2 protein-coding genes are annotated in these 21,729 nt (G+C 73.7%); both read left to right on the forward strand.

What is annotated here, in order from left to right:
- Positions 1–107: 107 nt before the first annotated feature.
- Entirely contained in the window at positions 108–15,851 is a 15,744-nt protein-coding gene (locus tag QSK39_RS51590; protein ID WP_285485191.1) for a type I polyketide synthase, read from the forward strand.
- Positions 15,848–21,121, forward strand: coding sequence for a type I polyketide synthase (locus tag QSK39_RS51595; protein WP_285485192.1), 5,274 nt, complete (start codon positions 15,848–15,850; stop codon positions 21,119–21,121). Before QSK39_RS51590 ends, QSK39_RS51595 begins: the two co-directional genes overlap by 4 nt.
- The last annotated feature ends 608 nt before the right edge of the window (positions 21,122–21,729 follow it).

A 21,729-nucleotide genomic window follows, 5' to 3' on the forward strand; every position in this document is an offset into this window, starting at 1 on the left:
TTCCCGCCCCTAGAAGCGTTTTCAGGGGATCCGGCGGCGCTGCGTGCCGACCTACGATCGAAAAAGACGACCTTGAGTGCTGGCTTGCTACAGCGGTGGAGTGCGGAATGCGTGAGTTTGAAACCGAATCGAATCGGGCGTCCGGGTTCGCGGAGCGGCTGACCGAACTGCCCCCCGGTGACCGCTCGGCATTCCTGGCCGACGTCGTCCACGACGCCACGCGGGCCGCGCTCCTGGCGGCCCGGCCGGACGTCCCGGCGGTACTGGACCCCGAAAAGGCGTTCTCCGACCACGGGTTCGACTCGCTGGCCGCGGTGGAGCTGCACGCGCGGCTCACCGAGGCCACCGGGCTCGACCTGCCGGTCACGCTGGCCTTCGACCACCCGACGCCGGTCGCCGTCGCGCGCTTCCTGCACGCGGCGGTGTTCGGCGCCGAGGTCGTCCACAGTGGACCGATCGCGGCCGGTGACACCGACGAGCCGGTCGCGATCGTCGGCATCGGCTGCCGCTACCCGGGCGGGGCCGCCTCGCCCGAGGACCTCTGGCGGCTCGTCGCCGAAGAGGTGCACACCATCACCGGGTTCCCGACCGACCGCGGCTGGGACCTCGACGGCCTCTACGACCCGGACCCGGACCGCCCGGGCAGCAGCTACGTCACCTCCGGCGGGTTCCTGCCCGACGCCGGGGAGTTCGACGCCGGGTTCTTCGGCATCGCCCCGCGCGAGGCGTCCGCGATGGACCCGCAGCAGCGGCTCGTCCTCGAGACCGCCTGGGAAGCCCTGGAGCGCGCCAAGATCGACCCGACGACGCTGCGCGGCACGCCCGCCGGCGTCTTCATCGGCGCCGAGGCCCAGGAGTACGGCCCGCGCCTGCACGAGGCCCCGGACGGCCTCGACGGGTACATGCTCACCGGCAACGCGCCCAGCGTGGTCTCCGGCCGCGTCGCCTACGCGCTCGGCCTCGAAGGCCCGACGCTGACCGTCGACACCGCGTGCTCCGGCTCGCTCGTCGCGCTGCACCTCGCCGTGCAGTCCCTGCGCCGCGGCGAGACCCCGCTCGCGCTCGCCGGCGGCGTCGCCGTCATGGGCGGGCCCGGCACGTTCACCGCGTTCAGCCGCCAGCGCGGCCTCGCCGAAGACGGCCGTTGCAAGGCCTTCGCCGCCGGGGCCGACGGCACCGGGTTCGCCGAGGGCGTCGGTGTCCTGGTGCTGGAACGCCTGTCCGACGCGGTCGCGAACGGGCACACCGTGCTCGCCGTCGTCCGCGGCACCGCCATCAACTCCGACGGGGCCTCCAACGGCCTCACCGCCCCCAACGGCCCGTCGCAGCAGCGCGTCATCCACCGCGCGCTCGCCGACGCCCGGCTGGAAGCGTCCGAAGTGGACGCCGTCGAGGCGCACGGCACCGGCACCCGGCTCGGCGACCCGATCGAGGCGCAGGCCCTGCTCGCCACCTACGGCCAAAGCCGTGAGAGGCCGCTGCTGCTCGGCTCGATCAAGTCCAACATCGGCCACACGCAGGCCGCGGCCGGCGTCGCGGGCGTGATCAAGATGGTCGAGGCGATCCGCCGCGGCCGGCTCCCGAAGACCCTGCACGTCGACGCGCCGACCCCGCACGTCGACTGGACCGCGGGCGCGGTCGAGCTGCTGACCGAGGCCCGCGAGTGGCCCGCGGTCGAGCGTCCGCGCCGCGCGGGTGTCTCGTCGTTCGGCGTCAGCGGCACCAACGCGCACGTCATCATCGAGCAGGCGCCGGCCACCGCCGACGAGACCGTCGACACCCAGCCGCTCCCGGTCGTGCCGCTCGTCGTCTCGGCCCGCAGCGAGGAAGCCCTGCGGGCGCAGGCCGAAAAGCTCGTGTCCACAGTGGAGTCCGCCGACCTCACCGAGATCGGCTTCTCGCTGGCCGGCACGCGCGCCGCGCACGACCACCGCGCCGTCGTCGTCGCCGAGAGCACCGAGGACGCCGTCCGCGGGTTGAAGGCCCTCGCCGCGGGGGAGCAGGACTCTTCCGTCGTCATCGGCGAACGCACGCCGGGCAAGCTCGCGATGCTGTTCACCGGCCAGGGTTCGCAGCGGCTCGCCATGGGCAAGGAGCTGTACCTGGCCCACCCGGTCTTCGCCGAGGTCTTCGACGAGGCCATCGACCACCTCGACGTGCAGATGGACCGCCCGCTGCGCGACGTCCTCTTCGGCGACGACGCCGACGAGCTGAACGGCACCCAGTACGCCCAGTGCACGCTGTTCGCGATCGAGGTCGCGCTGGCCCGGCTGCTGGAGTCGTGGGGCGTCCGGCCGGACGTCCTGCTCGGGCACTCGATCGGCGAGCTGGCCGCCGCGCACATCGCCGGCGTCTGGTCGCTGGAGGACGCCTGCCTGGTCGTCGCCGCGCGCGGTCGTCTCATGCAGGCGCTGCCCGAGGGTGGCGCGATGGTCGCGGTCGCCGCCACCGAGGACGAGGTCCTGCCGCTGCTCACCGATGGTGTCAGCATCGCCGCGATCAACGGCCCGGCGTCCGTCGTCGTCTCCGGTGCGCGGGACGCGGTCGAGGCCGTCGTCGCGGTGTTCCGCGCGCAGGGCCGCAAGACGAGCGAGCTGCGCGTTTCGCACGCGTTCCACTCGCCGCTGATGGAGCCGATGCTCGCCGAGTTCCGGGAGGTCCTGGAGGTCGTCGACTTCGCGCCGCCGTCGATCCCGGTCGTCTCGAACGTCACCGGCCGCCTGGCGACCGCCGAAGAGCTGTGCTCGCCCGGTTACTGGCTCTACCACGTCCGGCGCGCCGTGCGGTTCGCCGACGGCGTCGCCGCGCTCGCCGCGGCCGGGGTCACCACCGCGCTCGAGATCGGCCCGGACGCCGTCCTCGCGGCCATGGCCGCCACCGGCCCGCACGGCACCGACATCACCTTCGTCCCCGCGCAGCGCCGCGGCCACGCCGAGGTCCCGGCACTCGCCGGCGCGCTCGGCCGGCTGCACACCCGCGGCGTGCGGGTCGACTGGACCGCGTTCTTCGGCCCGGCCAACGCCGTCGACCTGCCGACGTACGCCTTCCAACGCAAGCACTTCTGGCTCACCGCACCGGGCCACGGCGACGCGGCCGGCTTCGGCCAGCTCGCCTCCGGCCACCCGCTGCTGGGTGCCGAGATCGGCCTGGCCGACCACGACGGCCTGGTCCTGACCGGCCGGATCGGCCTGCGGTCGCACCCGTGGCTCGCCGACCACACCATCGCCGGCACGGCCCTGCTGCCCGGCACCGCGTTCGTCGAGATGGCCCTGCACGCCGCCGAGCGGGCGGGCTGCGACGTCGTCGACGAGCTGACCCTGCAGGCGCCGCTCGCCGTGCCGGACGGCCGTGGGGCCGAGGTGCAGGCCGTGGTCGGCCCGGTCGAGGACGGCCGCCGCACCATCGAGTTCTACTCGCGGACCGAGCAGGACGTCGCCTGGACCCGCCACGCCGCCGGCGTGCTGGCCGAGGCGGAGGCCGCCGAGCCCGCGCCGATCACCGAGTGGCCGCCGTCGGGCGCCGAGGTCGTCGCCACGCACGAGCTGTACGCAGAGCTGGCGGCGCAGGGGTACGGCTACGGCCCGCTGTTCCAGGGGCTGCGCACGGCGTGGAAGCGCGACGACGTCGTGTTCGCCGAGGTCGCCCTGCCGACCCGGGACGAGGACTTCGGGATCCACCCGGCGCTGCTCGACGCGGTCCTGCACGCCACCGACTTCGCCCCGGGCGAGGCTCGCGAAGCCGACGAGATCCGCCTGCCGTTCGCCTGGACCGGTGTGCGGCTGCACGCCTCCGGCGCGACCGAGGTGCGGGTGCGGATCACCTCGCCCGCCACCGGCGGCGTCTCGCTGGAGGTCACCGACCCGGCGGGGACGCCGGTGCTGTCGGTCGAGTCGTTCCGCTCCCGCCCGGTCAGCGGCGCCGACCTCGGCCCGCGCGCGCAGGACCTGCTGCACACCGTCGAATGGACGCCGGTCGCGGCCGCCGAAGGGGATTTCCCGGTCACCGAGGTCACCGGCCTGGCCGAGCTGACCGAGGTGCCGGACACGATCGTCGTGCCGGTCGCCGCGAAGGGCCGGAGCATCCCGGCGGCGGCCAAGCAGGTCGCCCACCGCGTGCTCGCCGTCCTCCAGGAGTTCGTCGCCGACGAGCGCTTCGCCGCGGCCAAGCTCGTGCTCCGGACGCCCGGCTCGCTCGCCGACTCCGTGGTGCGCGGGCTGGTGCGCTCGGCGCAGGCGGAGCAGCCGGGCCGGATCGTCCTGATCGAGGGCGAGACCACCGCGAAGACCCTGGCCACCGCGCTCGCGTCCGGTGAGCCGGAGCTGCGGGTCGACGGCGACCAGGTCCGGGCCGCCCGGCTCGTCCGCCTGCACACCGACACGCCGGCCTGGCAGGCCGACGGCGCCGTGCTGGTCACCGGCGGCACCGGCGGCCTCGGCGCGCAGGTCGCCCGGCACCTCGTCACCACGCACGGCGTCCGGCACCTGGTGCTGCTCAGCCGCCGCGGGAACGACGCCCCGGGCGCGGCCGAACTGGTCGCCGAGCTGTCGGAGAGCGCCACGGTGCAGGTCATCGCCGGTGACGTCACGAAGAAGCGGTCGCTGTCGGCCGCGCTGAAGAAGATCGAGCAGCCGCTGACCGCCGTCGTCCACACCGCCGGTGTCCTCGACGACGCGATGATCGGCTCGCTCACCGAAGACCGCCTCGACGCCGTCCTCGCCCCGAAGGTCGACGCCGCGTGGGCGCTGCACGAGCTGACCTCCGACCTGGCCGCGTTCGTCCTGTTCTCGTCGTCGGCCGGTCTGGTCGACGGCGCGGGCCAGGCCAACTACGCCGCGGGCAACACCTTCCTCGACGCGCTCGCCGAGCACCGCCGCGAGCAGGGCCTCCCCGCGACGTCGCTGGCCTGGGGCCTGTGGACCGACGAGGGCGCCGCGCTCGGCATGAGCGCCGGACTGTCCGAAAAGGACCTGAGCCGGATCGGCCGGCTGGGCCTCGCCCCGCTGACCGCGTCCGAAAGCCTGGCCGCGCTGGACGCCGCGGTCGCGAGCGACACGGCGAACGTCGTGCCGACCCGCGTCGACCGCGCCGCACTGAGCGCCCGCGAGGACGTCCCGGCGCTCCTGCGTGGCCTCGCCCCCGCGAACCGGCGTCGCGTCGCCGCGGTCTCGGGCGAACTCACGCCGGAACGGCAGTTCGCCGAGCGGTTCGTCTCGCTGTCCGAGGCCGACCGCGACCGCGCGGTGCTCGACCTGGTGCGCACCCACGTCGCGGCCGTGCTCGGCCACGACGGCCCGTCGGCGATCAGCCCGTCGCGCCCGTTCGGCGAGATCGGCTTCGACTCCCTCGCCGCCGTGGAACTGCGCAACATCCTCGACTCGGTCACCGGCCTGCGGCTGCCCGCGACGCTGGTGTTCGACCACCCGACCCCGCGTGCGCTCGCCGAGTACCTGGTCACGCGCGTCGCCGGGCTCGCCCCGACGACGCCGGTCGCGCCGGTGACCACGGCCGACCCGGAAGAGCCGATCGCCATCGTCGGCATCGCCTGCCGCTACCCGGGTGGCGTGGCGACGCCGGAGGACCTGTGGCGGCTCGTCGCCGGTGGGGAAGAGGCGCTGACGCCGTTCCCGGCCGACCGCGGCTGGAACGTCGACGCGCTGTACGACCCCGAGCCCGGAAAGCCCGGCCACAGCTACGTCAAGCACGGCGCGTTCCTGCACGACGCCGCCGAGTTCGACGCCGACTTCTTCGAGATCAGCCCGCGTGAAGCGGCCGCGATGGACCCGCAGCAGCGGCTGCTGCTCGAAGTGTCCTGGGAGGCGTTCGAGCGGGCCGGCATCGACCCGGTCTCCCTGCGCGGCAGCGCGACCGGCGTGTTCGCCGGCGTCATGTACCACGACTGGGGCACGCGTCTCGGCACGGTGTCCGACGACATCGCGGGCTACCTCGGCAACGGCAGCCTCGCCAGCGTCGTCTCCGGCCGCGTGTCCTACGCCCTCGGCCTTGAAGGCCCGACGGTCACCGTCGACACGGCGTGCTCGTCCTCGCTGGTCGCCCTGCACTGGGCGGTCCAGGCCCTGCGCCGCGGCGAGTGCACCCTGGCCCTCGCCGGTGGTGTCACCGTGATGTCCACTCCGGACACGTTCGTCGACTTCAGCCGCCAGCGCGGGCTGTCCGCCGACGGTCGCTGCCGCTCGTTCGCGGACTCGGCCGACGGCACCGGCTGGGGCGAGGGCGCCGGCATGCTGCTCGTCGAGCGGCTCTCCGACGCCAAGCGCAACGGCCACCCGGTCCTCGCCCTGCTCAAGGGCTCCGCGGTCAACCACGACGGCGCGTCCAACGGCCTCACCGCCCCGAACGGTCCCTCGCAGCAGCGCGTGATCGCGAAGGCACTGGCCGATGCCGGTCTCGCACCGTCCGAAGTGGACGCCGTCGAAGGCCACGGCACCGGCACCACGCTGGGCGACCCGATCGAGGCGCAGGCCCTGCTCGCCACCTACGGCCAGGACCGCGCCGAGGACCAGCCCCTGTGGCTCGGCTCGATCAAGTCGAACATCGGCCACACCCAGGCCGCCGCCGGTGTTGCCGGCATCATCAAGATGGTCATGGCGCTGCGCAACGAGCAGCTGCCGCAGACCCTGCACGTCGATCGTCCGTCCACTGTGGTCGACTGGGACACCGGTGCGGTGCGGCTGCTGACCGAGTCGCGCGACTGGTCACCCAACGGCCACCCGCGCCGGGCCGCCGTCTCGTCGTTCGGGATCAGCGGCACCAACGCCCACGTGATCATCGAGCAGGCCCCGGCCGACGCCGAGGTCGAGCAGCCGGCCGAGCCGCAGCCCGACGCCGTCGTCCCGGTCGCGCTCTCCGGGCGCACCCCGGCCGCCGTGCGCGGCCAGGCCGCCCGGCTGCGCGAATACCTCGCCGACCACGAAGACATCACGGTCGCCGAGCTGGCGCGTTCGCTGGTTTCGACCCGGTCGGCGCTGGAGCACCGTGCGGTGGTCGTCGCCGGGACCCCGGCCGAGCTGGCCGCCGGCCTCGACGCGCTGGCGACCGGGGAGCAGGCCGGCGATGTCGTCACCGAGGGCAAGCTGGCGTTCCTGTTCTCCGGGCAGGGCGCGCAGCAGGTCGGGATGGGGGCCGCGCTGGCGGAGACCTACCCGGTCTTCGCGGCGGCGTTCGACGCCGTGTGCGCCGCGATCGACCCGCTGCTGGACGTGCCGCTGCGGGACGTCGTCTTCGGCACGACGGCGCTGGCGGACCGCGGCCTGCTCGACCAGACGCAGTACACCCAGACCGCCTTGTTCGCGGTCGAGGTCGCGCTGTTCCGGCTCGCCGAGTCGTGGGGGATCGTCCCCGACGCCCTGGCCGGCCACTCGATCGGTGAGCTGGCCGCGGCGCACGTCGCCGGGGTGCTCTCCCTCGAAGACGCTTCGAAGCTGGTCGCCGCGCGCGGCCGGCTCATGGGCTCGCTGAGCGAGCCGCGGGGTGCGATGGTCTCGCTGGCCACCACCGAAGAGGCCGCGCGCGAGCTGATCCGCGGGCACGAGGACGAGGTCAGCATCGCCGCCGTCAACGGTCCCGCGTCGGTCGTGGTCTCCGGGGTCGCCGAGGTCGTCGCGCGGATCGAGCGGGCGGCCACGGTCGCCGACGTCCGGACGCGCCGGCTGCGCGTGAGCCACGCGTTCCACTCGCCGCTGATGGCGCCGATGCTCGACGAGTTCCGCGAGATCGCCGCCGGGCTGGCGTTCCACGCGCCGCGGATCCCGATCTTCTCCACGGTTTCCCCCGGCGCCGACCTGACGTCGCCGGAGTACTGGGTCACCCACGTCCGCGAAGCCGTGCGCTTCGGGGACGCGGTGGCCGCGCTGGCCGCCGACGGCGTGCGGACGTTCCTCGAGCTGGGGCCGGACAGCGTGCTGACCGCGCTCGGCCGGCAGATCGACCCGGACGCCGCGTTCGTGCCGTTCGGCCGCCGCGACCGGGACGAGGTGCGCACCGCGCTGGCCGCGCTCGGCCGCCTCCACACCCGCGGCGCCGCCACGCTGGACCGCGTGCTCGGCGACGGCCCGGTCCGGCTCGACCTGCCGACGTACGCCTTCCAGCACAAGCGCTTCTGGCTCGACGCGACGCCGTCCGGCGACGTGACGGCGGTCGGCCAGCAGCCGCTGCCGCACCCGATGCTGGGCGCGGTCGTGCCGCTGTCCGGTTCGGACACCACCGTGCTCACCGGCCGGCTGTCCGCCGGGTCGGTGCCGTGGGTGGCCGACCACGTCGTGAAGGGCGCGATCCTGGTGCCCGGCACCGGGTTCGTCGAGCTCGCCATCGCGGCCGGCGACCAGGTCGGCCACTCGACGGTCGAAGAGCTGACGCTGCAGGCGCCGCTCGTCCTGCCGCCGGACGGTGCCGTCGCGCTCCAGGTCGTGGTCGGCCCCGCCGACGGCGACCGCCGCCCGGTCACCGTGTTCTCCCGGCCTGCCGACGGCGAAGAGTGGACCCAGCACGCGATCGGCACGCTGTCCGCGGCGCCGCGGCCCGAGCCCGCCGGGCTCACCGAGTGGCCGCCGGCCGGGGCGACGCCCGTCATCGTCGAAGGCGCCTACACCCTGCTCGACGAGCGCGGCTACGGCTACGGCCCGTCCTTCCAGGGGCTCAAGGCCGCCTGGCGGCGGGGCAACGAGGTCTTCGCCGAGGTCGCGCTGCCGGAACCGGCGGCGTCGACGGCGAACCTGTACGGCCTGCACCCGGCGTTGCTCGACATCGCCATGCACGCCGACCTGCTCGGCGACCCGGGCGGTGCGACCCTGCTGCCGTTCGTCTGGAACGGCGTCACGCTGCACGCCGCCGGCGCTTCGGTGCTGCGGGTGCGGATCGAGCGGCTCAACGGCGACGAGGTGTCGGCCATCGAGGTGGCCGACAGCGAAGGCCGTCCGGTCGCGACCATCGACTCGCTCGTCTCGCGTCCGGTCCGCCGGGAGCTGACGGCTTCGTCCGAAGTGGACGGATCGCTGCTGAAGATCGCCTGGCAGCCCGTCTCCGTGCCGCAGTCCGACGCCGAAGTGGTCGCCATCGGCCGCGGTCGCGTCGGGGTGGCCGCCACCTACGCCGGGTTCGCCGACCTCATCGCGGTGATCGACCGCGGCGAGCCGGTGCCGGCCCTGATCACGCTGACCGTGCCGGGCGCCGAAGGTGACGTCCCGGCCGCGGCCCGCGAGAATGCCGCGTGGCTGCTCGCCGAGCTGCAGGCCTGGCTGGCCGAGCCCCGGTTCGGGATCACCAAGCTGGCCGTGGTGACGCAGGACGCGGTGCCCGCCGGTGAGTCCACTGTGGACGTCACGCAGGGGCTGCTGTGGGGTCTGGCCCGCGGGGCCCAGGCCGAGCACCCCGGGCGCGTGTTCGTCGTCGACGCCGATTCCGGCACAGCGGCCGCCTCGATCGCGGCGGTCGTCGCTTCCGGGGAACCCGAGGCCGCGATCCGCGACGGCGCGGTGCTCGTGCCGCGGTACGCCAAGACCGAGTCCGGCGACGCCTCGCCGTGGGGCACCGGCGCCGTGCTGATCACCGGCGGCACCGGCGGGCTCGGCAGCCTGCTGGCCCGCTACCTGGTGGCCGAGCACGGCGTCACCGACCTGGTGCTCACCAGCCGTCGCGGGCTCGGCGCGCCGGGCGCCCGGCAGCTGGTCGAGGACCTGAAGGACCTGGGTGCCCGGGTGCGGGTCGCCGCGTGCGATGTCACCGAACGCGCCGAGGTCGAGAGCCTGCTCGGGGCGATCGAGAACCTCACCGGCGTGGTGCACGCGGCGGGCACGGCCGACAGCGGCGTCTTCGACTCGCTGACCGCCGACCGGCTCGACTCGGTCCTGCGGGCCAAGGTCGACGCCGCCTGGCACCTGCACGAGCTGACCCACGACCTCGCCGCGTTCGTGCTGTTCTCCTCCGCCGGCGGCCAGGTGCTGCCCGCGGGCCAGGCGAACTACGCCGCGGCCAACGCGTTCCTCGACGGCCTCGCCGAGCACCGGAAGGCGTCCGGCCTCAAGGCGACGGCGCTGGCCTGGGGTCTCTGGGCCGAGAACACCGGCCTCGGCGGCGAGCTGGCCGAAGCCGACCTCGCCCGGATGGCCCGGCTCGGCCTCCCGGCCGTCACCGCGGAGCAGGGACTCGCGCTGTTCGACGCGGCGACCGCCGCCGAGGACGCCGTGATCGCCCCGCTGCGGGTCGACGTCGCGGCGCTGCGCGCCCGGACCGACGACCTGCCGGCGTTGCTGCGCGGGTTCGTCCCGCCGAAGGCCCGCCGGACCGCCAAGGCGGCGAAGGCGGCCGACAACGCACTGGCCGCCGAGCTGGCTTCGCTGGCCGACAACGAGCGCGACCGCGTCCTGCTGGACATCGTCCGCACTCAGGTGGCCACCGTGCTCGGCTACGCGGACAAGTCCGAAGTGGACGGCACCCGCGCGTTCAAGGAGCTCGGCTTCGACTCGCTCGCCGCGGTCGAGCTGCGCAACCTGCTCGGCACCGCCACCGGCCTGACCCTGCCGGCGACGCTGATCTTCGACCACCCGACCGCCAAGGCGGTGGCGGACTTCGTCAAGGGCAAGCTGCTCGGCGCGGTCGCGAAGGTCCCGGCCACGACGACCCGGACCAACGCGTCGATGCAGGAGCCGATCGCGATCGTCGGCATGGCCTGCCGGTACCCCGGCGGCGTCCGGTCGCCGGAGGACCTCTGGCAGCTGCTGGTCGACGAGGTCGACGCGGTGTCGGAGTTCCCGACCAACCGCGGCTGGGACATCGAGAGCATCTACGACCCCGAGCGCGGCAAGCGCGGCAAGACCTACGCCCGCGAAGGCGGCTTCCTCCACGAAGGCACGTTGTTCGACCCGGCGTTCTTCGGCATCGGCCCGCGCGAGGCCCTGGCCATGGACCCGCAGCAGCGGCTCCTGCTGGAGACGGCGTGGGAGGCCATCGAGCGGGCCGGCATCGACCCGACCGCGCTGCGCGGCAGCATGACCGGCGTCTTCACCGGCGCGATGTACGACGACTACGGCAGCCGCGTCCCCGGCGCGCCCCTCGACGTCGCCGCCTACATCCCCAACGGCAGCTCGGGCGCGGTCGTCTCCGGCCGCATCTCCTACCTGCTGGGGCTGGAAGGCCCGTGCATGACGGTCGACACCGCGTGCTCGTCTTCGCTGGTCACGCTGCACCTCGCGGTGCAGGCGCTGCGGGCGGGGGAGTGCGGGCTGGCCCTCGCGGGCGGCGTCACGCTGCTCTCGCAGCCGGACCTGTTCGTCGACTCCAGCCGCCAGGGCGTCCTTTCGCCCAACGGCCGGTCGAAGTCCTTCTCCGCGGCGTCCGACGGCGTCGGCTGGGCCGAGGGCGCGGGCCTGCTCCTGCTGGAGCGGCTGTCCGACGCGCAGCGCAACGGCCACGAAGTCCTCGCGGTGGTCCGTTCGAGCGCCGTCAACCAGGACGGCGCGTCCAACGGCCTCACCGCGCCAAACGGGCCGTCGCAGGAACGCGTGATCCACGCGGCCCTGGCGGCCGGAGGTTTGACGCCGTCCGAAGTGGACGCCGTCGAGGCGCACGGTTCGGGCACGAAGCTGGGTGACCCGATCGAGGCGCAGGCGCTGCTGGCCACCTACGGCCAGGACCGGCCGGACGGGCGGCCGCTGTACCTGGGCTCGGTGAAGTCCAACATCGGCCACGCGCAGGCCTCCGGCGGCGCGGCGGGCGTGATCAAGGTCGTCCAGGCCATGCGGCACAACATGCTGCCGAAGTCGCTGCACATCGACGCGCCGTCCCCGGTCGTCGACTGGACCACCGGCGACATCGAGCTGCTGAGCGAGGCCCGGCCGTGGCTGCCCAACGGCCGCCCGCGCCGTGCCGGCGTCTCGTCGTTCGGCATCAGCGGCACCAACGCGCACATCATCATCGAAGAGGCACCTCCGTCCACTGTGGAGCGTCCGCGCCGGACGGCCCCGCCGCTGACGTCGGTCCCGCTGCCGATCGCCGGCACCACTGCGGCGGCGCTCGCCGACCAGGCGGCCCGGATGGCCGCGTGGATCCGGTCGAACCCGGAGCTGGACCTCACCGACGTCGGCTACTCGCTCGCCACCGGGCGAGCGGCCCTCGACCACCGCTCGGTGGTCCTGGCCGCGACCCGAGACGCCGCGTTGAAGGCCCTCGACGGGCTCGCCACCGGCGGGACCCCGGCGGGCACGGTGACCGGCGCGACCAGCGCGGCCGACCTGACCGCGTTCCTGTTCACCGGGCAGGGCGCGCAGCAGCCGGGCATGGGCCGCCGGCTGTACGAGGCCTTCCCGGTCTTCGCCGGCGCCTTCGACGAGGCCTGCGGCCTGTTCGACACCGAGGTCCCGCTGAAGGACGTCATCTGGGACGGCAGCGAGCTGCTGAACCAGACCGCGTACACGCAGTGCGCGCTGTTCGCGATCGAGGTCGCGCTCTACCGCCTGGTGGAGTCGTGGGGCGTCACGCCGGACTACGTCGCCGGGCACTCGATCGGCGAGCTGGCCGCGGCGCACGTCGCCGGGGTCTTCTCCCTGGCCGACGCGTGTGCCCTGGTCGCCGCTCGCGGCCGGTTGATGCAGGCGCTGCCGTCCGGGGGCGCCATGGCGGCGATCGCGGCCACCGAGGACGAGGTGCGGGCCGCGCTCCCGGCCGGGGTCGACGTCGCCGCGGTCAACGGCCCGCGCTCGGTCGTCATCTCCGGACCCGAGGAAGCGGTGAAGGCCGCCATGGCCGCCTTCAAGGAAGCCGGACGGCGCGTGAAGCAGCTGGTCGTCTCGCACGCCTTCCACTCCTCGCTGATGGAACCGATGCTGGCCGACTTCGCCGTGGTGGCCGAGAAACTGACCTACTCGGCGCCGAGCATCCCGGTCGTCTCCAACGTGACCGGCCGGATCGCCACCGCCGAACAGCTGTGCTCGCCGGAGTACTGGGTGAACCACGTGCGGGAGGCCGTCCGCTTCGCCGACGGCGTCGGCGCGCTGCTCTCGGCCGGGGTCACCCGGTTCGTCGAGCTGGGCCCGGACGCGGTGCTGACCGGCATGGCCCGCGAGTGCGACACAGCGCTCGCGGACCGGCCCGACCGCGTCGTGGGCGTGCCCGCGCTGCGCCGGGGCCGCGACGAAGTCCAGACGCTCTTCACCGCGCTCGCCACGCTGTACTCGCGCGGGGCGAAGCCCGACTGGAGTGCGGTGTTCGCCGGGCGCGGTGCGGCCACTGTGGACCTGCCGACGTACGCCTTCCAGAACAAGGAGTACTGGCTCAACGCGACGAAGCGGACCGGCGACGTCGGCTCGCTGGGCGCCAAGGCCGCCGGGCACCCGCTGCTGGGTGCGCTGGTCGAGCTGCCCGACGGCGGCGCGGTGCTCACCGGCCGGCTCGCGGTCGACAAGCAGACCTGGCTGGCCGACCACGTGGTGATGGGCCGGACGATGCTGCCGGGCACCGCGTACGTCGAGCTGGCCCTGCACGCCGGCGACCAGGTCGGCTGCGACGTCCTGGAGGAGCTGACCCAGCAGGCCCCGCTGCTGCTCCCGGCCGAAGGCGGCGTCGACATCCGCGTCGTCGTCGGCGCGCCGGGCGCGGGCGGCCGTCGTGAGCTGTCGGTGCACTCCCGGATCGACGACGTCTGGACCCAGCACGCGGCCGGCACCCTGGCCGCCGGGGCCCAGCCGGCGGAGTTCGACCTCTCGGTGTGGCCGCCGGAGGGCGCCGAAGCCGCCGACCTCACCGGGCTCTACGACGACCTGGCCGGGCTCGGCTTCGGCTACGGCCCGGTGTTCCGGAACCTGCGCGCGGTCTGGCTGCGCGACGGGGAGGTGTTCGCCGAGGTGGCGCTGCCCGAGGGCACCGATTCCCGGGAGTTCGGTCTCCACCCGGGGCTGCTCGACTCGGCGCTGGGCGCGACGGACTTCCTCGTCCCCGGTGGCCCGAAGGCGCTGACCGAGACGACGATCCCGTTCGCCTGGAACCAGGTCTCGCTGCACGCGGCCGGAGCCACGACACTGCGGGTGCACGTCCGCAAGGAGGGCAAGGACGCCTCGCTGGCGCTGGCCGACGCGACCGGTTCGCCGGTCGCCTGGATCGAGTCGCTGGTGACGCGGCCGGTGTCGGAAGGCCAGCTGGGCGCGAAGGTGCCCGACTCGCTGTACCGGATCGACTGGCAGCCCGCGGCCGGCGTCCGCCTGGTCAAGTCGCTCGAAGGCTGGGCCGTGCTCGGCACCGACGACCTCGGCCTCGGCGTCCCGACCCACGAGCAGCTGGTGGCCGCCGACGTCCTGGTCCTCCCGATCGGCGCGGCCGAAGGGGACGTCCCGGCCCGCGTCCACGCCACGGTCCAGGAAACCCTGAGGCAGCTGCAGGCCTGGCTCGACGGCTTCGAGGGCAAGCTCCTGGTCGTCACGCGCAACGCCGTGGCCGACAACGCGGACCTCGCGCAGGCGCCGGTCTGGGGGCTCGTCCGGGCCGCGCAGGCGGAGAACCCCGGGCGGATCCAGATCGTCGACGTCGACGATCTGTCCCAGTCGACGCGGGCCCTGCCCGCGGTGGTCGCCTCCGGTGAGCCGGAAGCGATCGTCCGGGTCGGCGAGGTCCGGGTGCCCCGGCTGGCCAAGGTCACGACGCTCGGCGACCCGATCGAGTGGGACCCGGCCGGCACGGTGCTCATCACCGGCGGCGCCGGGCTGCTCGGCGGGCACCTGGCCCGGCACCTCGTCACCCGCGGGGCCCGGAACCTGGTCTTGACCAGCCGTCGCGGTCTCGAGGCGGCCGGGGCTCGCGAACTCGTCGACGAGCTGGCCGAGCAGGGTGCCGAGGTGACCGTCGCGGCCTGCGACGTCACCGACCGGGCCGAGCTGGCCACGCTCATCGAGTCGCTGCCGGACCTCACCGCCGTGGTGCACGCCGCCGGCCAGATGGACAGCGCGGTGCTGAGCGCGCTCACCCCGGAGCAGGTCGGGAACGTCCTGCGCCCCAAGGTGGACGCGGCCTGGCACCTGCACGAGCTGACCGCTTCGCTGGACCTCAAGGCGTTCGTCCTCTACTCGTCGGCGGGCGGCCTGCTGCTCGCCGCCGGGCAGGCGAACTACGCGGCGGGCAACGTCTTCCTCGACGCACTGGCCGAGCACCGCACGGCGCTGGGCCTCCCGGCGACGTCGCTGGCCTGGGGTCCTTGGGAGGGCAGCGGCGACGCGGTCGACCTGACGCACGTCGCCCGATACGGGGTCGCGGAGCTGGCCGTCACCGACGGGCTCGCGCTCTTCGACGCCGCGCTCGCGGCCGGGGAACCGACGCTGGTGCCGGTGCAGCTCGCCGACCTGAAGGAAGCCGACCGGCTGGCACCGCTCCTGCGGGGCCTGGTCACGGCCACCCCGCGGCGGGCTGCCGCGGCGGCGGGTCCGGCGACGGCGGCCCCCGAGGCCGGGTTCGCCGAGAAGCTGACCGTGATGTCGGCCGACGAGCGGGAAACCGCGCTGCTGCAGCTGGTTTGCGAGCACGCGGCGGGCGTCCTCGGCTACGACGACGCTTCGGCGGTCGGCGTCGAGAAGGGCTTCACCGACCTGGGCATCGACTCGCTGGCGGCGCTGGAACTGCGCAACCGGCTCGGGGCCGCCTGCGGGCTGCGCCTGCCGGCGACGCTGATCTTCGACTACCCGAGCCCGCTGCCGCTGACCCGGTTCCTGCTCGGGGAGCTGCTGCCCGAGCTCGGCGAGCCGGTCGAAGAAGTGGCCGAGGCCAACGGAACCGACGAAGTGGCCGCCATCGCCGGGATGGACCTGGCCGACCTGGTCAAGTCCGCGATGGCGGGCACGCACACAGAGGAGTCCCAGTGACCGGCCCATCGACAGAGCAGATCGTCGCCGCGCTGCGCCAGTCCATGATGGACAACGAGCGGCTCAAGGCGGACAACCAGAAGCTCACCGCGGCGATGAGCGAGCCGATCGCGATCATCGGGATGGGCTGCCGCTACCCCGGCGGGGTCACCACGCCGTCGCAGCTGTGGGAGCTCGTCGCGAGCGGCACCGACGCCGTCGGCGAGTTCCCCGAGGACCGCGGCTGGGACACCGCGTCGCTCTTCGATCCCGCGGGCCGGCCCGGGACGACGTACTCGAAGGAAGGCGGCTTCCTCTACGACGCCGCCGACTTCGAGCCGGAGTTCTTCGGGATCTCCCCGCGTGAGGCCCGCACGCTCGACCCGCAGCAGCGGATCGTCCTGGAGACGGCGTGGGAGGCCGTGGAACGCGCGGGCATCGTGCCCTCGACGTTGCGCGGCAGCAAGACCGGCGTCTTCGCGGGCGTGATGTACCACGACTACGGCGCCGGCAGCAGCGACGGCAGCCTGGTGTCGGGCCGCATCTCCTACACCCTCGGGCTCGAAGGCCCCTCGGTGTCGGTGGACACGGCGTGCTCGTCGTCGCTGGTCGCCCTGCACTGGGCGGCGCAGGCCCTGCGCCGCGGCGAGTGTTCGCTGGCGCTGGCCGGCGGCGTGACCGTGATGGTGACGCCGGACATGTTCGTCTACTTCAGCGAGCAGCAGGGCTTGTCCCCGGACGGCCGGTGCAAGGCGTTCGGCAGCGGCGCCGACGGCGTCGGCTGCTCCGAGGGCGCCGGGATGCTGCTGCTGGAGAAGCTTTCCGACGCACGCCGCAACGGCCACCACGTGCTGGCCGTGCTGCGCGGCAGCGCGGTGAACTCCGACGGCGCGTCCAGCGGCATCACCGTGCCCAACGGGCCCGCACAGCAGCGGGTGATCCGCGCGGCGCTGGCCGACGCCGGACTGGAACTGTCCGATGTGGACGCCGTCGAGGCGCACGGCACCGGCACCAAGCTGGGTGACCCGATCGAGGCGCAGGCGCTCATCTCGACCTATGGCAAGGCGGCGACGCCGGAGCGGCCGCTGCACGTCGGGTCGTTCAAGTCGAACGTCGGCCACACGCAGGCGGCCGCCGGCGTCGGTGGCGTGATCAAGATGGTGGAGGCGTTGCGGCGCGGAGTTCTGCCTCGCACGCTGCACGCCGAAGAGCCGTCGCCGCACGTGGAATGGACGGACACCGTCTCGCTGCTCACCGCCGAACGGCCGTGGCCGGAGACGGGACGGCCGCGTCGCGCCGGGGTGTCGTCGTTCGGCATCAGCGGGACCAACGCGCACGTGATCGTCGAGCAGGGCGACCCGGTGGCTGCCTCTTCCGGTGAAGAAGGCCCGGTGACCTGGCTGCTCTCCGCCAACGACCCCGAGGCGCTGCGGGCGCAGGCGGGCAAGCTGACCACTGTGGACGGGTCCACTATGGACGTCGGATACTCGCTGGTGACCACCCGGACCCTGGCCGAGCACCGCGCCGGGGTCGTGGCCGCCGACCGGGCGGGCGCCATCCGGGCGCTCACCGAGTACGCGGCGGGCCGTCCGTCGGGTGTCGTCGAAGGGGTCGCGAGTTCCGGCCGTACGGCGTTCCTGTTCACCGGCCAGGGTGCGCAGCGCGCCGGGATGGGCCTGGAGCTGGCGGCGGCGTTCCCCGCGTTCTCCGAGGTCTTCGACCTGGTCGTCGCCGAGCTGGACAAGCACCTGGACGTCCCGCTGAAGACCGTGCTCGGCTCCGAGGAGACCGGGTACACGCAGCCCGCGTTGTTCGCGATCGAGGTCGCGGTGTTCCGGCTGCTCGAGTCGTGGGGCGTCCAGCCGGACTACCTGCTCGGGCACTCGATCGGGGAGCTGGCCGCGGCGCACGTCGCCGGCGTGCTCTCGCTCGAGGACGCCTGCACGCTGGTGACGGCCCGGGCGCGGCTGATGCAGGCGCTGCCCAGCGGGGGCGCGATGGTCGCCGTGGCGGCCGCCGAAGCCGATGTCCTGCCACTGCTGAGCGACGGCGTGTCGATCGCCGCCGTCAACGGACCCGCGTCCGTGGTGCTCTCCGGCGACGAGGACGCGGTGCTCACCGTGGCCTCGAAGTTCTCGAAGACCACGCGGCTGAAGGTCTCGCACGCGTTCCACTCGGCCCTGATGGAGCCGATGCTGGCCGACTTCGCGTTCATCGCCCGGAACCTGACCTACCGCGCGCCGGAGATCCCGATCGTCTCGACGGTTTCGCCGGACGCCGACCTGACCTCGCCGGAGTACTGGGTGAGCCAGGTGCGCGACGCCGTCCGGTTCGCCGACGGGATCCGCACGCTGCTCGACGGGGGTGTCACGACGTTCGTCGAGGTCGGCCCGTCGGCGGTGCTCACCGCGATGGGGCAGACGTGCCTGGGCGACGACGACCGGGCGACGTTCGTCCCCGTGCTGCGCAAGGACCGGCCCGAAGCCGAGTCGGCGGCCGCCGCGGTTGCCGCTTTCTTCGTCAGCGGGTCCACTGTGGACTTCTCGGCGTTCTACGCCGGCGGGACGGCGGTCGAGCTGCCGACCTACGCGTTCCAGCGCAAGCGGTACTGGCTGGAGAACCCGACCGGCGCCCGCGTCCGCGGCGTCGCCGAGGTCGGGCAGCGCGACGCCGAGCACCCGCTGCTGGGTGCCGTCGTCGTCGCGGCCGATTCCGGGGGTGCCGTGCTGACCGGCCGGCTTTCGGCTTCGACGCAGCCGTGGCTCGCCGACCACGTCGTCCAGGGTTCGCTGGTGTTCCCCGGCACGGCGTTCGTCGAGCTGGCGGTCCGCGCCGGTGACGAGGTCGGCTGCGGGCGGCTCGACGAGCTGACCCTGGCCGCGCCGCTGATCGTGCCTTCGGAAGGGGCCGTCCGGCTGCAGGTCGTCGTCGGTGCTCTCGAATCGGAGCAGCGCTCTCTGTCGATTTATTCCCAGGCCGAGGACGCGGCCGAGTGGGTGCAGCACGGCTCTGGTCGGCTGTCTTCGTTCGTCTCGAGTCCGGCGGCTTTGCCGGAGTGGCCGCCCGCGGGGGCGGTCGAGATCGACGTGACCTCGCGCTACGACGACCTCGCCGCGCAGGGCTTCGACTACGGACCGGTGTTCGCCGGGCTGCGCCGCGTGTGGCAGGACGGCGACACACTGGCCGCCGAAGTCGCGCTGCCGGAGGACGCGGACGCCTCGGCGTTCGGCCTGCACCCGGCCCTGCTCGACGCCGCGCTGCACACGATCGGCCTGGCCGGGCCGACCGAGGACAAGCCGGTGCTGCCGTTCGCGTGGTCGGGCGTGTCGCTGCACGCTGCTGGGGCGGCCGAACTGCGGGTGCTGATCTCTTCGGATGTCGAGAACACCGTCTCGCTGAGCGCGACCGATGCCACCGGTGCGCCGGTGCTCAGCGTCGAATCGCTTTCGCTGCGGCCGATCGCGGCCGACGCGTTCCGGGCCACGCGCTCGGCGGTGGACGACTCGCTCTTCCGCGTCGAGTGGCAGCCGTTCTCCGGTGACGCCGTCTCGGGGGTCACTTCGGCGGTGCTCGGGAGTGGCTTCGGGCTGCCGGGTAAGTCCTATGTGGACCTCGCTGCTTTGGTTTCCCATGGGGTGGCGCCGGATGTGGTGTTCGCGCCGTTCGTGGCGCCTGACTCGGCTTCGCCGGTCGCGGCTCGTGAGGCGACGCACCGGTTGCTGGCGCTGGCTCAGGCCTGGGTCGCCGAAGAGACTCTCGCGTCTTCCCGGCTGGTCGTCGTCGCTGCACGCGCGATCGGGACGCGTCCCGAGGAGGGCGTCGAGGATCTGACGCACGCCGCGCTGTGGGGCGTGATCCGGACGGCTCAGCTGGAGTACCCGGACCGGTTCATGGTCGTCGATGTCGACGGCGGTTCGGTGCCCCTCGATGCGGTGCTCGGGGCGATGTACGCCGACGAGCCGGGTGTCGCGGTGCGCGATGGCGCGGTGCTGGTGCACCGGCTGGCGAAGTTCGTGCCCACACCCGCGGTCGCCGGGTTGGATCCCGACGGGACCGTGCTGGTCACCGGCGGTACCGGCGTGCTGGGGCAGCTGATCGCGCGGCACCTGGTGACCGACCACGGCGTCAAGCACCTGCTGCTCACGAGCCGTCGTGGTGCTTCGGCGCCGGGGGCGTCCGAGCTGGTTTCTTCGTTGACCGCGTTGGGCGCGTCTGTCGCGCTGGAGGCTTGTGACCTCGCGGACGGGGACGCGGTGGCGGCGCTGCTGGACGGGGTTTCGCTGGCGGCGGTCGTGCACACGGCGGGCGTCGTCGACGACGGCGTGCTGCTCGCGCTGACGCCCGAGCGGATGGACGCGGTGCTGCGGCCGAAGGTCGACGCGGCGTGGAACCTGCACTCGCTGACGGCTTCGCTGGACATTCCGTTCGTGCTGTACTCGTCGGCGGGCGGCACGCTCGGCGCGGCGGGGCAGGCGAACTACTCGGCGGCGAACGTCTTCCTGGACGCGCTGGCCCACCACCGGGCGGCCACCGGGCGGCACGCGGTGTCGCTGGCGTGGGGGTTGTGGTCCGAGGGTGGCATGTCGAACGAGCTGGCGGACACCGACCTGATCCGGATGGCCCGCTCGGGCGTGCTGGGCTTGTCGTTCGCGGACGGGCTTTCGCTGTTCGACGCGACTTTCGGGACTTCGCAGCCGTCTTTGGTGCCGGTCCGGCTGGACATGTCCGGGGTGCGGGCCGACGCGCACAGCGTCCCGGCGATGCTCCGGGGCCTGGTCCGCGGCGGCGTCCGCCGTCGCGCGGAGGTCGTGGACGACTCGTGGGCCCGGGTGGTGGCCTTGCCGGCGGCGGAGCGGGGCCGCGCGCTGCTGGACGTGGTCTGCGGCACGGCGGCGGTGGTCCTCGGCCACGAGCGCCGCGACGCGATCGACCCCCGCAAGGGCTTCATCGAGCTGGGCTTCGACTCGCTGACGGCGATCGAGCTGCGCAACCGCCTGGAATCCCTGACCGGCCAACGGCTCCCGGCCACGCTGATCTTCGACCACCCGTCGGCGGGCGCACTGGCTTCGTTCCTCGGTGCGGGGCTGACCGAGCCGCCATCCGCGGTGGAGGTCCGGCTGGCGGACCTGGAGACGGAGCTGCGGACTTTGGACGCATCTTCGCGCGCTGCTGCGGTAGGTCGGCTCCGAGAGCTGGTGGCAACGTTCTCCCCGGCCGACCGCGAACTCGAGGAGGCGGGCGCGGACGAGCTGTTCGCGATGCTGGACGAAGAGCTGGAGTCCCAGGGATAGAGCTCCCGGCCACCTCCCCCGGCCGGGCTTCAGGGGACCGCTTCCGCCAATGGCGCCGGAAGCGGTCCCTTTCTTTGTGCGGGAGGGGCTTGCCGTGTCTTGAATGATCGCGGACCGCCGCACAGTGGGGCGTCTCGACGCGAGGTTGGGATGCGCTCCGCGCCGGCCGAGCCGGCGGGTGAGCAGTTCCGCATCAGTGCAAGAGAAGTGACGCCGGACCCGCGGATCGCCGCGCGGTGGGGCGTTCAGCGCGAGTCAGAGTGCACCGCGCGACTGCGCGGGAAACGAAGGGCAGCGGGCCCGCGGATCGCCGCTCAAGGGCGCTCGACGCGAGCCCGAGAATGCGCGGCCCGAGGGGCGATCGCGCTGCCGCATGTCGTGAACGACTCATTCACGATCCTTCGTCGGCCGGGTCCGCGGATCGGCGCGCGGTGGGGCGTTCAGCGCGAGTCAGAGTGCACCGCGCGACTGCGCGGGGAAACGAAGGGCAGCGGGCTCGCGGACCGCCGCACAGTGGGGCGGTCAACGCGAGAGAGGGGCGCACCACGCGAGTGCGCGGGAAACGAAGACAGCAGGCTCGCGGATCGCCACTCCGGGCGCTCGACGCG

Source organism: Amycolatopsis sp. NBRC 101858 (assembly GCF_030269325.1).
GTDB lineage: Bacteria > Actinomycetota > Actinomycetes > Mycobacteriales > Pseudonocardiaceae > Amycolatopsis > Amycolatopsis ponsaeliensis.

What these genes read in the sequence shown, in the direction of transcription:
- QSK39_RS51590 (WP_285485191.1), top strand. Translation starts at nt 108, where the DNA reads ATGCGTGAGTTTGAAACCGAATCGAATCGGGCGTCCGGGTTCGCGGAG.